Annotated in this window: 16 protein-coding genes; 9 read left to right on the forward strand and 7 right to left on the reverse strand. The window is 70.0% G+C overall.

Annotation, left to right across the window (positions count from 1 at the left end; translation table 11 throughout):
* Positions 1-101 precede the first annotated feature (101 nt).
* The 3 genes from ABB07_RS18435 to ABB07_RS18445 all read right to left on the reverse strand — a co-directional run bounded on the left by ABB07_RS18435 (position 102) and on the right by ABB07_RS18445 (position 2,119).
* Entirely contained in the window at positions 102-500 is a 399-nt protein-coding gene (locus tag ABB07_RS18435) for a PIN domain-containing protein (RefSeq protein ID WP_208899734.1), read from the reverse strand.
* Positions 497-778 (reverse strand): hypothetical protein, encoded by a 282-nt coding sequence (locus tag ABB07_RS18440; RefSeq protein WP_208899735.1) that lies wholly within the window; start codon positions 776-778, stop codon positions 497-499. The genes ABB07_RS18435 and ABB07_RS18440 overlap by 4 nt, the downstream gene beginning before the upstream one ends.
* Before the next feature lie 432 nt (positions 779-1,210).
* On the reverse strand, positions 1,211-2,119 hold the full coding sequence (locus ABB07_RS18445) for a serine/threonine-protein kinase (RefSeq protein ID WP_208899736.1): 909 nt from the start codon (positions 2,117-2,119) through the stop codon (positions 1,211-1,213).
* 118 nt (positions 2,120-2,237) lie between these two features.
* Here ABB07_RS18445 and ABB07_RS18450 point away from each other — a divergent pair, with 118 nt between their 5' ends.
* From ABB07_RS18450 to ABB07_RS18475, 6 genes are all read left to right on the forward strand, one after another.
* Entirely contained in the window at positions 2,238-2,783 is a 546-nt protein-coding gene (locus ABB07_RS18450; RefSeq protein ID WP_208899737.1) for an RNA polymerase sigma factor, read from the forward strand.
* Positions 2,784-2,845: 62 nt separating this feature from the next.
* Positions 2,846-3,592 carry a hypothetical protein gene (locus ABB07_RS18455; RefSeq protein WP_208899738.1) on the forward strand — a complete coding sequence of 249 codons (747 nt, stop codon included), beginning with the start codon at positions 2,846-2,848 and terminating at the stop codon, positions 3,590-3,592.
* A 130-nt stretch (positions 3,593-3,722) separates the two neighbouring features.
* Complete coding sequence (locus ABB07_RS18460) at positions 3,723-4,418, forward strand: hypothetical protein (RefSeq protein WP_208899739.1); 696 nt, start codon at positions 3,723-3,725, stop codon at positions 4,416-4,418.
* A gap of 361 nt (positions 4,419-4,779) precedes the next feature.
* Positions 4,780-5,055: a helix-turn-helix domain-containing protein gene (locus ABB07_RS18465; RefSeq protein WP_208903504.1), complete on the forward strand. Its 276-nt coding sequence runs from the start codon at positions 4,780-4,782 to the stop codon at positions 5,053-5,055.
* A gap of 228 nt (positions 5,056-5,283) precedes the next feature.
* Positions 5,284-5,490, forward strand: coding sequence for a cold-shock protein (locus ABB07_RS18470; RefSeq protein ID WP_020943091.1), 207 nt, complete (start codon positions 5,284-5,286; stop codon positions 5,488-5,490).
* Between the two features lie 228 nt (positions 5,491-5,718).
* Positions 5,719-6,006, forward strand: a complete 288-nt coding sequence (locus ABB07_RS18475) for an SCO5918 family protein (RefSeq protein WP_208899740.1) — start codon at positions 5,719-5,721, stop codon at positions 6,004-6,006.
* Positions 6,007-6,246: 240 nt separating this feature from the next.
* Here the strand turns inward: ABB07_RS18475 and ABB07_RS18480 are convergent, their stop codons facing one another.
* The 3 genes from ABB07_RS18480 to ABB07_RS18490 all read right to left on the reverse strand — a co-directional run bounded on the left by ABB07_RS18480 (position 6,247) and on the right by ABB07_RS18490 (position 9,593).
* Positions 6,247-7,824, reverse strand: coding sequence for a hypothetical protein (locus ABB07_RS18480; protein WP_208899741.1), 1,578 nt, complete (start codon positions 7,822-7,824; stop codon positions 6,247-6,249).
* A gap of 61 nt (positions 7,825-7,885) precedes the next feature.
* A complete protein-coding gene (locus ABB07_RS18485) occupies positions 7,886-8,107 on the reverse strand; it encodes a hypothetical protein (RefSeq protein ID WP_208899742.1) in 222 nt (73 codons plus the stop codon).
* 67 nt (positions 8,108-8,174) lie between these two features.
* Positions 8,175-9,593 (reverse strand): polysaccharide deacetylase family protein, encoded by a 1,419-nt coding sequence (locus ABB07_RS18490; protein ID WP_244189415.1) that lies wholly within the window; start codon positions 9,591-9,593, stop codon positions 8,175-8,177.
* Between the two features lie 691 nt (positions 9,594-10,284).
* Here ABB07_RS18490 and ABB07_RS18495 point away from each other — a divergent pair.
* The 3 genes from ABB07_RS18495 to ABB07_RS18505 all read left to right on the forward strand — a co-directional run bounded on the left by ABB07_RS18495 (position 10,285) and on the right by ABB07_RS18505 (position 13,284).
* Entirely contained in the window at positions 10,285-11,598 is a 1,314-nt protein-coding gene (locus tag ABB07_RS18495; protein ID WP_208899743.1) for a nucleotide sugar dehydrogenase, read from the forward strand.
* A gap of 205 nt (positions 11,599-11,803) precedes the next feature.
* Positions 11,804-11,977: a peptidase gene (locus ABB07_RS18500; protein WP_107100563.1), complete on the forward strand. Its 174-nt coding sequence runs from the start codon at positions 11,804-11,806 to the stop codon at positions 11,975-11,977.
* Positions 11,974-13,284 carry a glycosyltransferase family 2 protein gene (locus tag ABB07_RS18505; protein WP_208899744.1) on the forward strand — a complete coding sequence of 437 codons (1,311 nt, stop codon included), beginning with the start codon at positions 11,974-11,976 and terminating at the stop codon, positions 13,282-13,284. The genes ABB07_RS18500 and ABB07_RS18505 overlap by 4 nt, the downstream gene beginning before the upstream one ends.
* A 50-nt stretch (positions 13,285-13,334) precedes the next feature.
* Here ABB07_RS18505 and ABB07_RS18510 read toward each other — a convergent pair whose 3' ends face one another.
* Positions 13,335-15,221, reverse strand: a complete 1,887-nt coding sequence (locus ABB07_RS18510; RefSeq protein WP_208899745.1) for a sensor histidine kinase — start codon at positions 15,219-15,221, stop codon at positions 13,335-13,337.
* Between the last annotated feature and the right edge of the window lie 419 nt (positions 15,222-15,640).

A 15,640-nucleotide genomic window follows, 5' to 3' on the forward strand; every position in this document is an offset into this window, starting at 1 on the left:
GGTCCGAGGACTTCGGGACCGTGGCGTCCTACCCCGCGCGCCGTCTCCGCGACAGAGAAGGGAGGCATGGGAAAGCACGTCTTGCCAGCGGGTGCCTCGGCTCAGACCTTTTCGGCGCTCACGCGTGGATGCCCGGCAGTGAGCAGCCCGACGTCTTCTACGTCGGAAGTCAGGATCGTGACCCTGCCGGGATGCTGCAGGGCGGTCGCACACAGCATGGCGTCGATGGCGTACTTGTGGCCGTGCAGCCCCGCTGCGCGCAGCAAGGCGGCAGCGGATTGCGCGACGGCCTGGGTCACCGGTTCGACGGCCAGGCGGGACAGGGTCCATTTCAGCGCGGCGTCGTTGATCTTCGGGTGGATCACCTCGACCAGCACAGCGGCTGAGGTGATCACTGGCAGATCCGCTTCGCGAGCCGCCGTCAGCCACTCGTGGATTTCCCGATCACGCTGTACGGCCTTCGCCAGGCCCTCGCTGTCCAGGACCAGAACACCGCTCACGCGGCCGCCCCAGCCTGTGAATCGCCTCCGGTCAGCCGGGCACGCTTGGCCGCCACGGCCTCGGGGTCAGCCGGGCCGTGCACCTTGTCAAAGTCCGCGATCAGCTCGTCCAGGTTGTCCCGCTCGATCTGCCGCTGGGCCGCCTTCTCCAGGTAGGCCGAGACGCCCCGCTTGCCGACCCGCTCACGGATCGCCTGCAGAGTTCCAGCGGTCAGGGTGACGGAGATACCGCTGGCGGGGCCGTCGCCGGGCAGGAAGTCCACACCGTCATCAGTCATGCTTTGAGTATGCCATTGAAAATGGCATAGCAGGTGGCAAGTGCACCGCGAGGCTCTGACCGGATGGCGGAGAGACCCGGTGCCGGAGGTTCATGGGTGATGTCACCGCAACGCCCCTTCACCATCTGATCTCCACACCAGGCGGACCGCGCCCAGCTGTTCCCTCAGCTGCGCCAGCCTCCTCGTTTCCAAGATTCCGTGCCCTCCGCGTGCCCGCAAGGGCGGAAAACCACGGTCACCAGCGATGCGATCCGACGTGCAGGTCTACCCCAAGGTCCGGGTATCCGTACTGGTCAGAGCCATGGAGCCTGTGCAAGCGCCGTCGCTTCCCAAGCTGAGAGCGCGAGTTCGATTCTCGTCACCCGCTCCAGAGAGAAACCCCAGGTCAGCGGCCTGGGGTTTTTGTTGTCCCCTTGTCACGGTCCAGGCCGTTCAGCGGAACGACCAGGTCAGCGCCGTTGTCGTCAGGAACACGGCGATCGCCGCGAGCCAGACCGTCAGGCTCGTCGGCCCCGAAGGCCCGGCCGACGCCCTCTCCTCTCCCTCCTGTGACAGCAGCGCGTCCGCGAACGCCTGTGCGGTCTGCGGTCGGTCGTCAGGTTCGACGGACAGGGCAGCGCGCAGCAGTGTTTCGATGCCGTCCGGAACCCCCAGCTCCCTGGGAAGGGACGGGAACGGCGTCGTCGACGCCTGCTGCGTCACCAGGACCGTGCGACCGGCCGACCCGAACGGCTTGTGTCCGGTCAACAACTCGAAGGCGACGACACCGAGGGCGTACACATCGGCTCGGCCGTCGAACCCGCCTGTCTGGAAGGCCTGTTCGGGCGCCATGTACGCGGGAGTGCCGGTGGTGACCGTCAGCCCCGACGCGTCGGCCAGTTGCTTCGCGCTGCCGAGGTCCGCGACAAGTACGGCGGCGGGAGTGCGGCCGGTGTCGAGCAGGAGGTTCGACGGCTTGATGTCGCGGTGGACGACGCCCGCGTCATGGAGCACCTGAACCGCGTACCCGGCCTCGGCCGCGAGCCGGAGCGCCTCCGCCGGCCGGCAGTGCCCTGTCTTCTCGGCCAGCGTGCCGCCTCGGACGTAGTCCATGACGAAGTACGGCCGGTCGTCCTGGACGCCGACGTCGTGCACGCGCACGACACGTGGGCTGGAGATCCTGCGGAGCAGCCTCGCCTCCGCCAGGAAGCGCTGTCGTACATCGGCGTTCGACGCCCAGTTGTCGGCCAGCACCTTGACCGCGACATCGGTGTCGAGCTCGGGGTCGTATGCCTTCCAGACGGTGGCGAACGAACCGGCTCCCAGCCTGTCCTCGAGGAGATAACGACCTAGCTTCTGCATGTGGCAACATTTTTCCGGGGGACGATGTGGCGGATGTGGCGGATGTGGCCGACTGTGGTTGGGGAGCTTCCGTGCGGCCCAGTGGGTCCAGGGCGGACGATAGCGGGGGGACAGCAGGGTGCTCGAGGGGGATGAGCTGACGCACCTCGTGGCGTCCGCCCAGGCAGGTGACCGGGCGTCTCTGGACCGCCTCCTCGTCAGGCTTCGGCCCACGGTGCTGCGCCGCTGTTCCCGGTTTCTTCCGCACCACGCCGACGCCGAAGAGGCCGCGCAGGATGCCCTGTTCGCGATCAGCACGCATCTGCACGAGTACAGCGGGCGGGGCTCGTTCCTCGGCTGGGTGACCGTGATCGCCTCGAACGCCGCCAGGTCCACGTACCGCTCGATGCGCCGGCGCGCGGAGGACAGTCATGCCGTCGTTCCCGACGGTGTCGACCCACGGACGACGAGCGTCATCGCGGGGACCCGCCTGGACCTGATGGAGGCGCTGGCCGCACTGGAGGAGCGGCACCCGGCCCTGGTGGAGTCCTTCGTGCTGCGCGATCTCGGAGACCTGACCTATCTTCAGGTCGCCGAGATCACCGGCGCTCCTCTGGGCACGGTCAAGGACCGCATCCATCAGGCCCGTCGCTTCATGCGGGACCGCCTCGGCGGTGGCCTCTGAGACGCCCCGGCCTCCCGCTCCCACCCGGCATCAGCTCGACCGAGGGCCGGGGAGGTGCTGCCGTGCGTGCCCGGACGATCGTCGTCATCCTGGCGGTAGCCGCCGTACTCGGCCTGCTGACCGGCCGGTTCGTCCTGCCCGCGCCCTCTGATCCGGCCACCCCGACGGTGACGCCGGGCGCTGTGGCGTCCTCGCCGGGCAACGGCTCTCCGGCGCCGAGACCCGCGAGCGGGCCCATGACGAACCGGCACTTGTTGACAGCGGCCGACTTCAGGAACGTTGGTCTCGCCAAGCACATCTACGTGCGGGATCGCGTCGGAGACGGCAACTACGCCAACGCGGCCTGCACCGGCGAGAAGACCCTCGGCGAGACGCTGGGATCGTACGGCGCGCACTTCCGCGGGTTGGTGACGAGCAAGGACACGGGCCACGGCGACCCCACCGAGGCGGCGAACATCGACGATCAGGTCGCACGCGAGGTCGCCGACGACGCCGGAAGCCGCGCACTGGCTCAGAACTACGCGGAACGCCTGCTGCTGGAGGAAGTGCCGTGCCAGAGCGAGCCCGCCACCCACTGGGTCTACGGGCCGACGCACACGATCGACGTCGCTGCGGACATCACCGCGAGGTGGATGGGTGTGTACGGCGGCGACCTGAACACCACGGGGACCGCGCCACGGGGCAAGGAGCCGTGCGGAGGCGTCGCCATACTCCGCAACGGCTCGCACTACGGGGTCCTGGAGATCGATGCCTGCCTGGACACGGCTGCGATGACGCGGATCGTCCGTACGGCCGTGACACGGCTCTGAGACCCCGCCACCGGTCATGTGACATGGGTCATATCGATCGCGGCAGATCGCCATCCAACATCTGCCGTACCTCCGGCATCTCCCAGATGTACGACGACGCCAACCGCGTCGCGACCAGACAGGAGATGAGATGTTCGACAACCAGGCAGCCCGCAGGAAGTCCGCGCGTCGGGGTCGTACCGCAGGAGTAGCCGCCTCCGTCGGTGCCGCCCTGATAGCGGTCGGCATCGGCGCGCTTCCCGCCGCCGGCGCGGACACGAGTTCCGCGGGTCGGTCGGCGACCGCCTCTTCCGCCGCCGCTGCCGAACCCGGCCTCGGCTCCGCCGGCCTGCTGCAGAGTGACGACTTCTTCCAGCAGGGCCTGGCCCCGGTCCGCGCGACGGTGGACCTGACCGGTAAGCAGGCTCTCTCGGCATGCTCCGGCGAGGAGACGATGCGAGGGCTGACCAAGGGGAAGGCTGCCGCCTACGCCGACGTGACCTGGACCTTCGACAGCAAAGGCACCTCGCTGACCGAATCCGTCGCGGACGGTGCCACCGACACATCGGCGGCCTCGTACGAGAAGCAGCTCGACAAGCTGGTGCGCGGCTGCCAGGACGAGCCGCGTGGTCACTGGTACTACGGCAAGGGGCACACGATCACCGTCAAGGCGGGCGAGGGCAGGTGGTACCCGGCCTTCAGCGGCGACGGCAAGGTTGCCGGCGGCGTCGCGGTGATCCGCAGCGGCCACAGGTTCGGCATCGTCGAACTCACCGGTCAGCCCAGCGACGACCCCGGCTACATGGAGGGCATCACCGCCGGTGCCGTCACCCGGCTGGCCGACTGACCTGGTCGGGCGGTTCCGGGAGCTGTTCACGTGGGTGCGGCCCCGGTCCCGGGACCGGGGCGGGCCGACCGATGAACGTCTGTCCGCGCCGGAGCGACGGAGTGGGCCGCCGCCTCGCTCGTGTCCGGTGCCGGTCCGACGGTGGACCCGCCCGACCTCGCGAATCTGTCATGGCGAGCCCACATCTCCGTGCCTGCCGGAGTTAGGGTTGTCGCGCGACGCGGATGGTGCTGGATCCTTCGGAGACCGACGCCACGCACGACCGGGTCCCTCGTCGCGTCCCCGAAACGAAGGTGCCACGCCCGCTGAGAACGCCTCCGTCGCCGGCAACCTCGACGATGACGACTATCCCGCCTACACCATGGGGCGGGCCGCGGACGTTCTCGGTACCACCCCGGCCTTTCTCCGGGCCGTCGGCGAGGCCGGGCTGGTCACTCCTCTGCGTTCGGAAGGCGGCCACCGCCGTTACTCCCGCCGCCAGTTGCGCATCGCCGCCCGCGCTCGTGAGCTGGTCGACCAGGGCACGCCCATCGAGGCCGCGTGCCGCATCGTCTCCCTTGAGGACCAGCTCGACGACGCCCTGCGGCTGAACCGGGAAATAAGCCGGAAGCTGGGCGAGCACGGAACGGATACCTAGCCCCGCCACTACAGAAATATGTGTCAGCGCGGGAGGATAATCGCCGAACGCGCCCGAAAACCTATGACCGTCTCCATCCGGCCTGTGTTAACGTGATAGCAGTTGCAGTTTTGGTTGCCAGGGATTTTTTCTTTGCAAGGCTTTCCGGATCTTTCCGGAGGGGTGATCATTGCGGCGACTCGGCTCCGCAGAGTGCGGGGTCCGGCACTGCCCCAAGGGAGATTCAATATGGCATCTGGCACCGTGAAGTGGTTCAACGCGGAAAAGGGCTTCGGCTTCATCGAGCAGGAGGGTGGCGGAGCTGACGTGTTCGCCCACTACTCGAACATCATCAGCAACGGTGGCTTCCGCGAGCTTCAGGAAGGCCAGAAGGTCAGCTTCGACGTCACGCAGGGCCAGAAGGGCCCGCAGGCCGAGAACATCGTTCCCGCCTGACCTGACGCGCAGAGTCGCGAGCCGGCTGCTCGCGCATCATGTGACTGGGGCACGCGCTCTTGCGGTGCGGGCCCCAGCTCATTTGTTTTCCCATTTCCCGGATTTCCGAGGAAACCCCGGTCTTCTTTTTCCTTCGGCTCATTCTTGCGCATCCTCGTGCCGTGATCGCCGCTGGACGGAATTCCGGCCAGGGCGCACGCCCCGCGCCGCGCCGACAGGGAGGCAGCCATGCGCTGTGTCATCGCCAGATTCCCCTTCGACCTGGTCAAGAGCGAGGTCGAACAGTCCATGAGCGGCATCACGCCCGAACCCGTCACCGGCGTGTCCGTGACCATCGGCCGCCGCGTGTACCCCGTGATGCAGGTCGGGGAAGTGATCACCAAGCAGAACCGCCGGGACTTCACCGCGGGTGAGATGCGCCGGGCCCTGACCCGGCTCGGCTTCACCTGCCACGAGACGCGGCCGGCCGCGCCGGGCCGGGAGACGCGCGCCGACGAGGACGCGCTCGGCTGGTGAACGACTTCGAGATCAACGGCAGGTGAAGTGCCGTTCGCGGGTTGGAACGCCGAAGGACGTGGCACCCGGCCGGTGGCGGGACCGACGCGTGAACCGCGTCCCGTAGGGCCCCACGGTTCGGCAATGAGCCGCGCGGCGATCGGCGCCTCCTGAGAAGAAGGCGCCTTCGACCCGGACCTCTTCGGGGACGAGGGGAACTACCGCCGGTCCTCGCCCCCGTGGACGACGGCGACGACGGCCTCAGCCGATGGCGTACGCCCGGTACACCGTCTCCACCGAGCGGTCCCCGGCGGAGTCGGTCACCTCGGTGCGGAGGGCGACGGCGCCGGAGGGCGGGTTGTGGACGGAGGCCTGCCAGGTCGAACCGGCGTGCCTGACGGTCGCCGCCTGCCAGGTCTTGCCGCCGTCGGCGGAGGACCAGACCCGGACGGACTTGGCGGTCACCTTGGTGAACTTCAGGTCGGAGTCCTGGGAGTCGCGGCCCGCACTCACGTCGACCGTCGTGGTGCTGTTCGGTGCGGCCTGGTTGTGGGTGTTCAGCCCGGTGGGCAGCAAGCGGGTCAGGAAGACGGGTGCGACCATCGACGTGGCCGGGTCGGCCTTGAAGTACCAGTCGAGGGTGGCGCGCGACGACAGCATGCCGGCGGGGAAGGTGATGCCCGGGCGGTAGCGCTGGGCGTCGACGGTCAGGCGGTACCAGCCGGCCGAGCGGATGCCGGCGGAGAACTCGGCGTCGCTGGTGCCCCAGTTGGTCAGCGTCTGCTTCTTGACGGTGGTGCCTCCCTTGGACAGGACCACCGTCTCCTTCGTCGGGTCGAACCCGCTGGTGCCGACGTCGGGGTCGCCGATCAGGGCCTCCGGGAAGAAGATGACGGACTTCCGGTCGACCCTCGGCAGGTAGTGCAGCGGACCCCACGCGGCCCGGCCGAAGGACTGGGTGACACTCTGTCCCGCCTGCAGCGTCCTGAGCTTCGGGAAACCGCCGCCGACGTCGTCGCCGTTGCTCGCGATGATGTCGTCGCGCGGCTGCCAGGTCCCGGGGGTCACATGGACGGTGGCGCTGTACGGTGCGTCGTCCTGGCGGACGTCGGCCATCAGGTCGGTCGTGCAGTCGTCGGTCTTCGGCCGTGCCTGGAGCGCTACGTCGTTCTGACGGGCCATCTGCGTACCGTCGCTCACCGAGAAGCGCACCGTCGCCAGCCCCGACCGCTTGAACGCCCCACCGGGCGCGGCCGGGATGCCCGTGGTGTTCTTCACGGCGACGTAGCTGTCGGCGCCCGACCACTGCGCCAGGTACCCGAACTGCAGCAGCTTGGAGGAGTTCGGGATGGCGTAGAGGGATCCCTCGTCGTTCCAGCCGCCCACGCTGAAGGCGGCGGGCAGGTTGCCGGCGGCGGCGCACACCTGCGCACTGATCCGCGGCGGGCCGGTCACGTCGGCGGGCGTGTCGAGCGACACCTTGAGGGCCTTGCCCTTGCGCGCGTCGAGCGTCACCGACGTACTGCCCGACACCTGGACGACCTGCGCGCCCATGGTGTCGGTGCCCGGACCGTCCGCGGCGCTCTCGTAGATATCGGTCATCGCGACGTAGCGCCCCGACGGCAGGCTGATCCGCTTGCCGGACGTGACGCTGTACGTCTGACCGGACGACACGGCGACGACCGTGACCGTCGTGGAGACCTTGCCGCCGTGCCGGCCCAGTGTGGTGACGGCCAGTGAGGCCGACGCCGCCTGCGCGGAAACGGCGGAAACGGCGGAAGCGACCAGCGGCACCAGCGCGGCCACGCCGACGAAAGCGAGCGATCTTCGTCGCACCATCTTCAACTCCCCCTCGAGCCCCGAAGTCGGCCAATCGTAGTCATGTCGGGGACATGGCAGATCAAGGCGAGGGGATACGCATGATCAAGCTGTGGCAAAGGGGGCCGCCGCCGTCGCTGCCGCGCGGGCCCAGCCGTACGCGGCATTCGCCCGGCTCCGGGGCGAGGACGACCTGGAGGCCGTTGACCTTCAGGCCGTCGAGGCAGCCGCCGAGGAAGGCGTGGTTCCCGTACGGGTTCGTAGCCGTACGGGTCCAGCAGTTGCTCGCAGGCAGTGCGCGCACTCCTGAACCGGACCCGGGCGGCCCCGCCTCGGGCGGCTCATCATGTGCTCCACCTGCGGTATTCGGGCTACGTGTAGTGCCCGATCACCTCCCCGACCGTCGCCACGGGAATGCCCCGGTCCGAGATGCCCTTCAGCAGGGCCGCCAAGCCGCGCCGGCTGATCTCGGTGCTGCTGCGCGGCCGCCCGGCGACGACCCGGTGAAGACAGAGGATCAGCCAGTCGCCGTTGGTGGCGCAGCGGTCGAGTCTGCCGCCCGGGCCGGTGAGCCGGGACAGGGGCGTGCCGCCGATGCCGTCGCCGTCGGTGATGCCCGTCAGCGCCTTCAGCCGGTACGGCATGGCCGGCGCGAACGACTCGGTCGTCTCCGAGATGATCGACCGGGCCGTGGTGAAGTGCCGGCCGGCGAGGAGATCCACCGGCACGCCGTCCGTCGTCCTGCCGAACGCGCCGTGCGGGTAGGCGAAGTGCTCGCTGGTGAAGCCGTGCGACACCAGCCACTCGCGCAGCCTGCGGAAGTCGTCGTCGACCTGGTGGGCGGACAGCCTGCCGTAGCCCGCGGCATGGGCGCTCGTCGCGTACGCGTGCCCCGCCATCTCCCAGCCGGAGTGGTCCTGCAGCGACCGCATCCTGCCGATCGTCAGGGAGCCGCCGGTGCCGATGGCGTCCACGATGTTGTAACTCGTGCCCGGAAAGCCGTGGGGGTCCATCACCGGCCGCGCCAGATCGTGCACCGAGCTGTGCGAGTCGTCGAAGGTCACGGACACCACGCCCCTGGGGAACACGGACGCGGTGTCGGGGATCAGCTCGACGGCCTGCAACCAGTACGTCACCGGCCCGCCGGCGTCGTCGTACACGGCCAGCGACATGTCGGTGAAGCCGGACCTGGTGGACGGTGTCCCGGTCGGCGCGATCGAGCAGGCCCCGGCCGCCGAGCTGACGTCGGCCCACTGCAGGTGGACCGTCACCCACTCCCCCGACTGGACGTAGTTGGCCGCCGTCGCGGAGTGCGTGTGGAACTGCCAGACGAAGTAGTCGGTGAACGAGCCGGTGCCCACGTAGAAGGCGAGCCTGGCCAGATGGGTGGTGTCCGCGACACGGAGGATCAGGCGGACCATCCTGCCGGTGAGGTTCAGCCCGGTCATGCCGGTCCTGCGGACGTACGACTGCCTGCCGGTGCCGTTGGTGGTCACCCGCACCGACTGGCTTCCGCGGGCGAAGACCGCGGTGTCGCCGAGGTCGCTGGACGCGGTACCGGCTCCGGCGGCCGTCCATCCGTGCCCCCGCTGGAACTGCTGCGACCACGCGGCGCGGCGGTACCGCGGACGGCGCCCGGAAGGGGCGTGGGCCGGCGGCGTCCTGAGGTCACCGACGGTCGCACTGCCACCGGGCGCGGCGTCCGTCAGCAGTGCTCCCCCGGCCACGGCGAAGCCGGACGCACCCGCGAGACGCAGAGCCGTCCTCCGGCCGATGGATGGTGCGCTCACAACGTGCTCCCTGGCGTCCGGAATGCGACTGCGCCTGCCGACCCAGCGTGGCGCAGCCGGCCTCGGCTGCGCGGCGACTTACGAAGATGAGTCCCGACAGCCGGCAGCACGAACCCCGGCGGTGGTACAGGGGCGCGCGCACCGGCGCGCGCCCACTGCCCGTGCTTCAGCTCACGGACAGCGATATGGGAACAACGCTTCCGTTTGAGGGACACATCTTGAAACCTTGACCATGCATGAACGGGAAGGAATCGTGAAGATCAACCGGTGGGGCTGGACCTCACCGCGCCTCACCGTCTCCTTCCCGCGCATGTGAGGTCACCTGGCAGCCCGTCGGCTGCCCGCGCAGACCTCGGGGGCGATTCACGGGTATCGGCCCGGCAAAGGGGGTTCCATGCCGGCGAAACCCGTTGAAGCCTTGGGGTCCACATACAGGGGGGAATTGCGAAGATCATCTCGCGCGTCCGGCTCAGGACACGAGGTCATCAGATCCGCGGTTGAGATCGCCGGTGCATCGCACCCAGCGGCTCGCCGTGGCCCGACGGGGGCTTCGGCACATCCGCTGACACACCGCGGTTCACGCAGTAACCGACGCCGCGGCTGCCTGCTTCAGGAACAGGCAGCCGCGTTTCAGGGGCGCCGTTTTCCGGTCTGCGCGCGTTCGCAGGCCGGCTCAAGGGGAGGAACCACCATGCACGTCTGTGTGCTCGGGCAGGGCTATGTCGGCCTGCCCTTAGCCCTCAGTGCCGCCGAGGCCGGACACGTCGTGACCGGCTACGAACCCGATCGAGAGCGTTGCGACAAGCTGGCCGCCGGCACGTCGTACGTCGAGGACATCCCGTCGACCCGCCTTCGGGCAGTGCTGCGGTCGGCCGCCTACCGTCCCAGCCCGGATCCGAAGGACCTCAAGGGCTTCGACATCGCGGTCATCACGGTGCCGACACCGCTGACCGACAGAGCCCCGGACCTCAGCTGTGTGCGTGAGGCCGCGCGGACCCTGGCGAGGTGGCTGGAGCCGGGGGCCACCGTGGTGCTCGAGTCCACCACGCACCCCGGCACCACCCGCGACGTCCTCATACCCCTGCTGGAGGAGGGCTCCGGCCTCATCGCGGGGCGGGACTTCCATGTCGGGTTCAGTCCCGAGCGCATCGATCCCGGGAACGCCGACTGGCGCCTGGACAACACGCCCAAGATCGTCGCGGGTCTCACCGACGCCTGCCTGCACCGCGTGAAGACCTTCTACGACTCGGTCACGGACGTCACCGTGCCCGCCTCCGGGCTCGAAGAGGCGGAACTGGCCAAGGTGTTCGAGAACACCTACCGGCACGTGAACATCGCCCTGGTCAACGAGCTGTCACGGATGGCCCACACGCTGGGTGTCGATGTGTGGCACACCCTGGAGCTGGCGGCGACCAAGCCGTTCGGCTTCACCAGGTTCCTGCCCGGCCCGGGCGTCGGCGGGCACTGCCTGCCCATCGACCCCGTCTACCTGAGCCACCACGTCAAGGCACGGCACGGGCAGACCTTCCGGCTCATCGAACTGGCCCAGGACATCAACGAGAGCCAGCCCGACTACGTCGTACGGCGTCTGCAGGACGCCCTCAGCAGCCGCTTCCGCCGCAGCGTGCACGGAGCGCGCATCCTGGCTCTCGGTGCGGCCTACAAGCCGGGTACGTCCGATGCCCGGCAGTCGCCGGCCGTCCAGGTCATCGACCGGTTGCGGGCCATGGGGGCCGACGTCGTGGTCGTCGATCCCCATCTGCCCGAGGGCAGTCGCCGGCACATTCCCTTCGCCGGAGCCACCGGAGCCACCGGAGCCGCCGGGGCCACCGATGCCGCCGGAACCGCCGGAGCCGCGAGCGGCGAGAGCGTCGCCGACTTCGACGCCGTCGTGCTGCTCACGCCGCACGCCGAGTTCGACCTCGCCCAGCTCGCCGACGAGGCCGCCTATGTGCTCGACACCCGTGGCGCCATGACACCCGCGCCGCACGTCGAGCGGCTCTGACCCACCCGAGGAACAGCAGCCTGGGCACGCGAGGGCCGGCAGGCGTCGGCGGGCTGTCCGGAGCGGGGACGGCACCCGGCACGGACCCCCTTCGCCACTCGCTGGTGGACGCCTTCTCCCACTCGCTGGTGGACGCCTTCCGCCTCGCCATGCCCACGGCGCGTTCCGCACACCTGACTTCGAGATCCCCGACAAGGACGGAAACATGTACGGACACAACGGTGCGGGTGCCGCGATCGGTACCGCGGCAGGAGGAGCGGCGCTGGCCGCCACCGGCGGCACGGGGCTGGGATGGATCGTGCTGGGAGCGATGCTCCTGGTGATCGGCGGGGCGGCGGTCTTCCGCCTGGCGACCCGCGGCAGGCGGGTGTCCGCTTGAACACCTCATCACGGGCCAGGTTCACCGTGGTGACCGCTGTGGTGGCGGCGGCCCTCGCCGCTGCCACCGTGGTGGTCCACCTGCGATCGAAGAGCCCCATCCTGACGCTCTACTGGTGGCTGGGCATGGTCGTGATCCTGCTCTGCCTGCTCTCGTTCCTCAAGGGCCGGTCCTTCGGCCACCTTCCGGTCGCTCCCGGCCGGACGGTCGCGATCATCCCGGCCTTCGAGGAGCCCACGGAGAATCTGCACCGCACGGTGCGGTCGCTCCTGGCGCAGACACACCCGGTCGACGAGATCCACGTGATCGACGACGGCTCCCGGCACCACCCCGTGGAGCCCTTCGACCACCCCCGGGTCTTCTGGCACCGGCAGGAGAACAAGGGCAAGCGCGGGGCCCAGGTCACGGTGCTCCGCCACCTCCAGGCGGAGGGGAAGCACTTCGACTTCGTCCTCACCATCGACTCGGACGGCGAACCCTTCCCGGACGCCCTGGAGCAGCAGCTCCGCGCCATGAGCAACCCGAAGATCCAGGCCACCACCGGCATGATCTACATCCGGAACTTCGAGGAGACCTGGGTCTCCAGGGCCGCGGACATCGACATCGGCACGTCCTGCGTGATGATGCGTTCCTCGCGCTCCATGCTGGGAGCCCTGGAGACCACCTCGGGGGCGCTGGCCCTCTACCGGGCCGAGCTGTTGTACGACCACCTGGACGCCTACGAGGTGGAGTGCGGCACCGGCGACGACCGGTGGCTCGCGCTGCGCGCCCTCATGCGCGGTGAGGTCGTGGCCGTCAACGAGGCCGGCGTGGTCACGGACATGCCGACCACGCTCCGCAAGACCTACCGCCAGCGGCTGCGCTGGGCCCGGTCGTGGTGGTGGATGCTGCCGTTCGTGTACTCGCGGCTGTCCTTCAAGCAGCTCATATCGCCGACGTTCGGCCTGCTGCAGCTCGCCATCACGCCGATCATGCTGGCCTGGACCGTCGTCATGACGGTGCTGACCCTCGGCGGGCGGTACCACGACCCCGGCGTCGCCCTGGTGTACCTGGGGACGTACCTCGTCGTGCGCTACGGCCAGGCAGGCTTGTACGTCCTCATGCGACCCGACCTGACCACGCGCCAGCGCTGGCGTTCATGGCTCGTCGGGACGCCGTCGGCGGTGTTCATGAACATCGTGCTGCTGTGCCCCACCCGCTACTGGGCGCTGTGCAAGCTGCGCGACAACGCCTGGCAGTCGCGCGGACTGACCGCCAGGACCGCACTGCCGGGCGGACGCCACCCCACCCGCCCGCGGACCTCGTGAGCACACGGTCCGGACGGAACGCTCGGCTGGGGTGACCCGGCCGAGCGCGCTCACGTCGTCGCCGCGATGGTGGAGGCGTCCGGCTGCTGGACGAGGGTGGTGGGCAGCGCGACGTACGCCGTGACACCCGAGCCCTCCGTGGGGCGCAGCTCGACATGGGCGCCGAGGCGGGTCGCGAGCGTGCTGACGACGTGGTGGCCGAGGAACCGGGTGGGCGCCGTGAGCAGGGAGCCGCCGGTGCCGGCCAGCAGGGCGTTGGCCTGGGCCATCCGCTGCGCGGTCATCCCGATCCCCCGGTCGACCACGGCGAGGCAGTACTCGCCGCCGTCCCGCCAGCCGTACACCGCCACGGGCTGCTGGGGCGGGCTGAACATGAGCGCGTTCTCCACCAACTCGGCCAGCAGGTGGGAGAGTTCGGCGGTGCAGTGGCCCCGGATGCGGCACTGCTCGATGTCGCTGACGGCGACCCGCTGGTACTGCTCGACCTCGGAGACGGCCGACTGCACCACCTCGGTGATGGTGACCGTGCCGGGCCAGCGGCGGGCCGGGGGCTCCTCGCCGGCGAGGACGAGCAGGGACTCGGCGTTGCGGCGCATGCGGGTGGCGAGGTGGTCGAGTTCGAAGAGCTCCGCCAGGGCGTCCGGGTCCAGTTCCTGGCTCTCCAGGGTGGTGATCAGACCGAGCTGGCGGCGCAGGAGCGCCTGGTTGCGGCGGCCGAGACTGGCCAGCGACTCGGTGCTGTTGCGGCGCAGGACGGCCTGTTCCACGGCGAGGCCCACGGCCGTGCGCTCGACGTTGCGCAGCGCGGCGGCCAGCCGGGTGATCTCCCGTGCGGTGCCGGGGACTTCGGCCGCCTCCGGCGCGGCGGGTGGCGGGGTGTCGGGGTCGGCTTCCTGGATGTACTTGACCACGTCCGGCAGCCGGGTGCCCGCGACGGAGTCCGCCTCGTCGGCCAGGGCGCCCAAGGGGCGGGTGATGGAGCGGGCCGAGAAGACCGCGAGCGCGGACGCCACGGCGAGGATCAGCGCGCCCAGGGCCAGGAAGCCGATGAGCTCCCGGGTGGCCGCGGCCCCGACCTGGTCCGCCCGTGCCCGTACGTCGTCACCGACCTGCTTCTGCACACCGTGCAGGTCGTCGACGAGCGTGGTCATGTCGGCCCACCAGCGGGCGGGCTGGACGGCGAGGGCCGAGCCGTCGGCACCCGCCTCCGCCTTGGCCTCGTACCCGGTGACGCGGCGGGCGGCGGCCGTGGCGAAGGCCCGGTCGAGGGACGACTGCTCGGCGCCGCCGGCGAGTTGCCGGAACTGGCCGAGGGCGGCGACCCGCGTGGCGCGGACGTCGGTGAAGTCGAGGTACTCACCGGAGCGGAACCGGTGTGCCGCGAACACGCCGTTCAGGGAGCCGCGTTCGAGGGCCACGGCCTCGGTGGCGCGTGCCAGGGCCTGGAGCGCCTGCACGCCTCGCGCGATACGGCGGTCGCCGTCGGGCACGCCGGCCCCTTCGGCGTCGATCAGCGCGGTGATGGCGCCCGTGTAGAAGCGGAGCGTGGCGGCGCGGTCGGCCGTACCGGTGTCGACGGCGGTCCGGGTTCCGGTGAGGCCGGCAAGCGGGAGCTGTGCCTTGCGCAGGGCGGAGGCCGCGGCGCCGGGCAGATCGCCGCCCTCCGCCGAGAGCGCGGCGCGCAGGGACGTGCGCGCGTCGTCGGTGCGCGCCCGCTGTCGGCGGACGTCGTCCCGGTACTGCTCGGCCCCGCTCAACAGGCCGTTGGTCAGGCCGCGTTCGCGCTGGAGCTCACGCACGAGGTCCTGCTCCTGCAGCTGGATGCCGACCTGGGACTCCGTGGCCCGCGCGGCGGACCAGCCCTGTGCGCGGTCGGCGACACCCAGCCCGGTCAGGGCGAGGAGCAGACAGGTGGGTACGGCGAGGACGATGGCCATACGGCCGCGGATGGAGCCCCAGCCGGGAAGGCGGACAAAGTGGTCGGGTCGGCGGATTCGGTTCCCCCCTCATGCCCCGCGAGGCTAGGGCCGGCCCGGCAGGCGCCTGGTTTCGCGTGCGTAAGACATCGATTCACAGGTGCTCACCCGATGCGTCCCCCAGCCGTGAGAGGCGCCACAGGGCTGGTCAGGAGTTCAACCGACACCTGGCGTACGCCACGCCTCCCGCTGAACCCGGCCGACCGCGAGGAGCGCCCCGGTCACCGCGCCGGCCGGGGACCGCCCGGTCTTCCGGAGATGCTCGGGCTGAGTCCACGCCACAACGGTTCCCGTACTCTTCCCCAGAGCCGTCGCGCAGGACCGGCTCCGGAGGGGGCACGGACAACCGCGAGGGAGACGGCATGGAAGCCGCTGACCGG

Source organism: Streptomyces incarnatus (assembly GCF_001027185.1).
In the GTDB taxonomy this organism is placed as follows: domain Bacteria; phylum Actinomycetota; class Actinomycetes; order Streptomycetales; family Streptomycetaceae; genus Streptomyces; species Streptomyces puniciscabiei.

Excerpts from the sequence above, each read along its gene's own strand:
- ABB07_RS18480 (WP_208899741.1), bottom strand. The coding sequence starts at position 7,824 with ATGGTGCGACGAAGATCGCTCGCTTTCGTCGGCGTGGCCGCGCTGGTG.
- ABB07_RS18465 (WP_208903504.1), top strand. The coding sequence starts at position 4,780 with ATGGGGCGGGCCGCGGACGTTCTCGGTACCACCCCGGCCTTTCTCCGG.
- ABB07_RS18460 (WP_208899739.1), top strand. The coding sequence starts at position 3,723 with ATGTTCGACAACCAGGCAGCCCGCAGGAAGTCCGCGCGTCGGGGTCGT.
- ABB07_RS18440 (WP_208899735.1), bottom strand. The coding sequence starts at position 778 with ATGACTGATGACGGTGTGGACTTCCTGCCCGGCGACGGCCCCGCCAGC.
- ABB07_RS18500 (WP_107100563.1), top strand. The coding sequence starts at position 11,804 with ATGTACGGACACAACGGTGCGGGTGCCGCGATCGGTACCGCGGCAGGA.
- ABB07_RS18510 (WP_208899745.1), bottom strand. The coding sequence starts at position 15,221 with ATGGCCATCGTCCTCGCCGTACCCACCTGTCTGCTCCTCGCCCTGACC.
- ABB07_RS18495 (WP_208899743.1), top strand. The coding sequence starts at position 10,285 with ATGCACGTCTGTGTGCTCGGGCAGGGCTATGTCGGCCTGCCCTTAGCC.
- ABB07_RS18470 (WP_020943091.1), top strand. The coding sequence starts at position 5,284 with ATGGCATCTGGCACCGTGAAGTGGTTCAACGCGGAAAAGGGCTTCGGC.
- ABB07_RS18445 (WP_208899736.1), bottom strand. The coding sequence starts at position 2,119 with ATGCAGAAGCTAGGTCGTTATCTCCTCGAGGACAGGCTGGGAGCCGGT.
- ABB07_RS18475 (WP_208899740.1), top strand. The coding sequence starts at position 5,719 with ATGCGCTGTGTCATCGCCAGATTCCCCTTCGACCTGGTCAAGAGCGAG.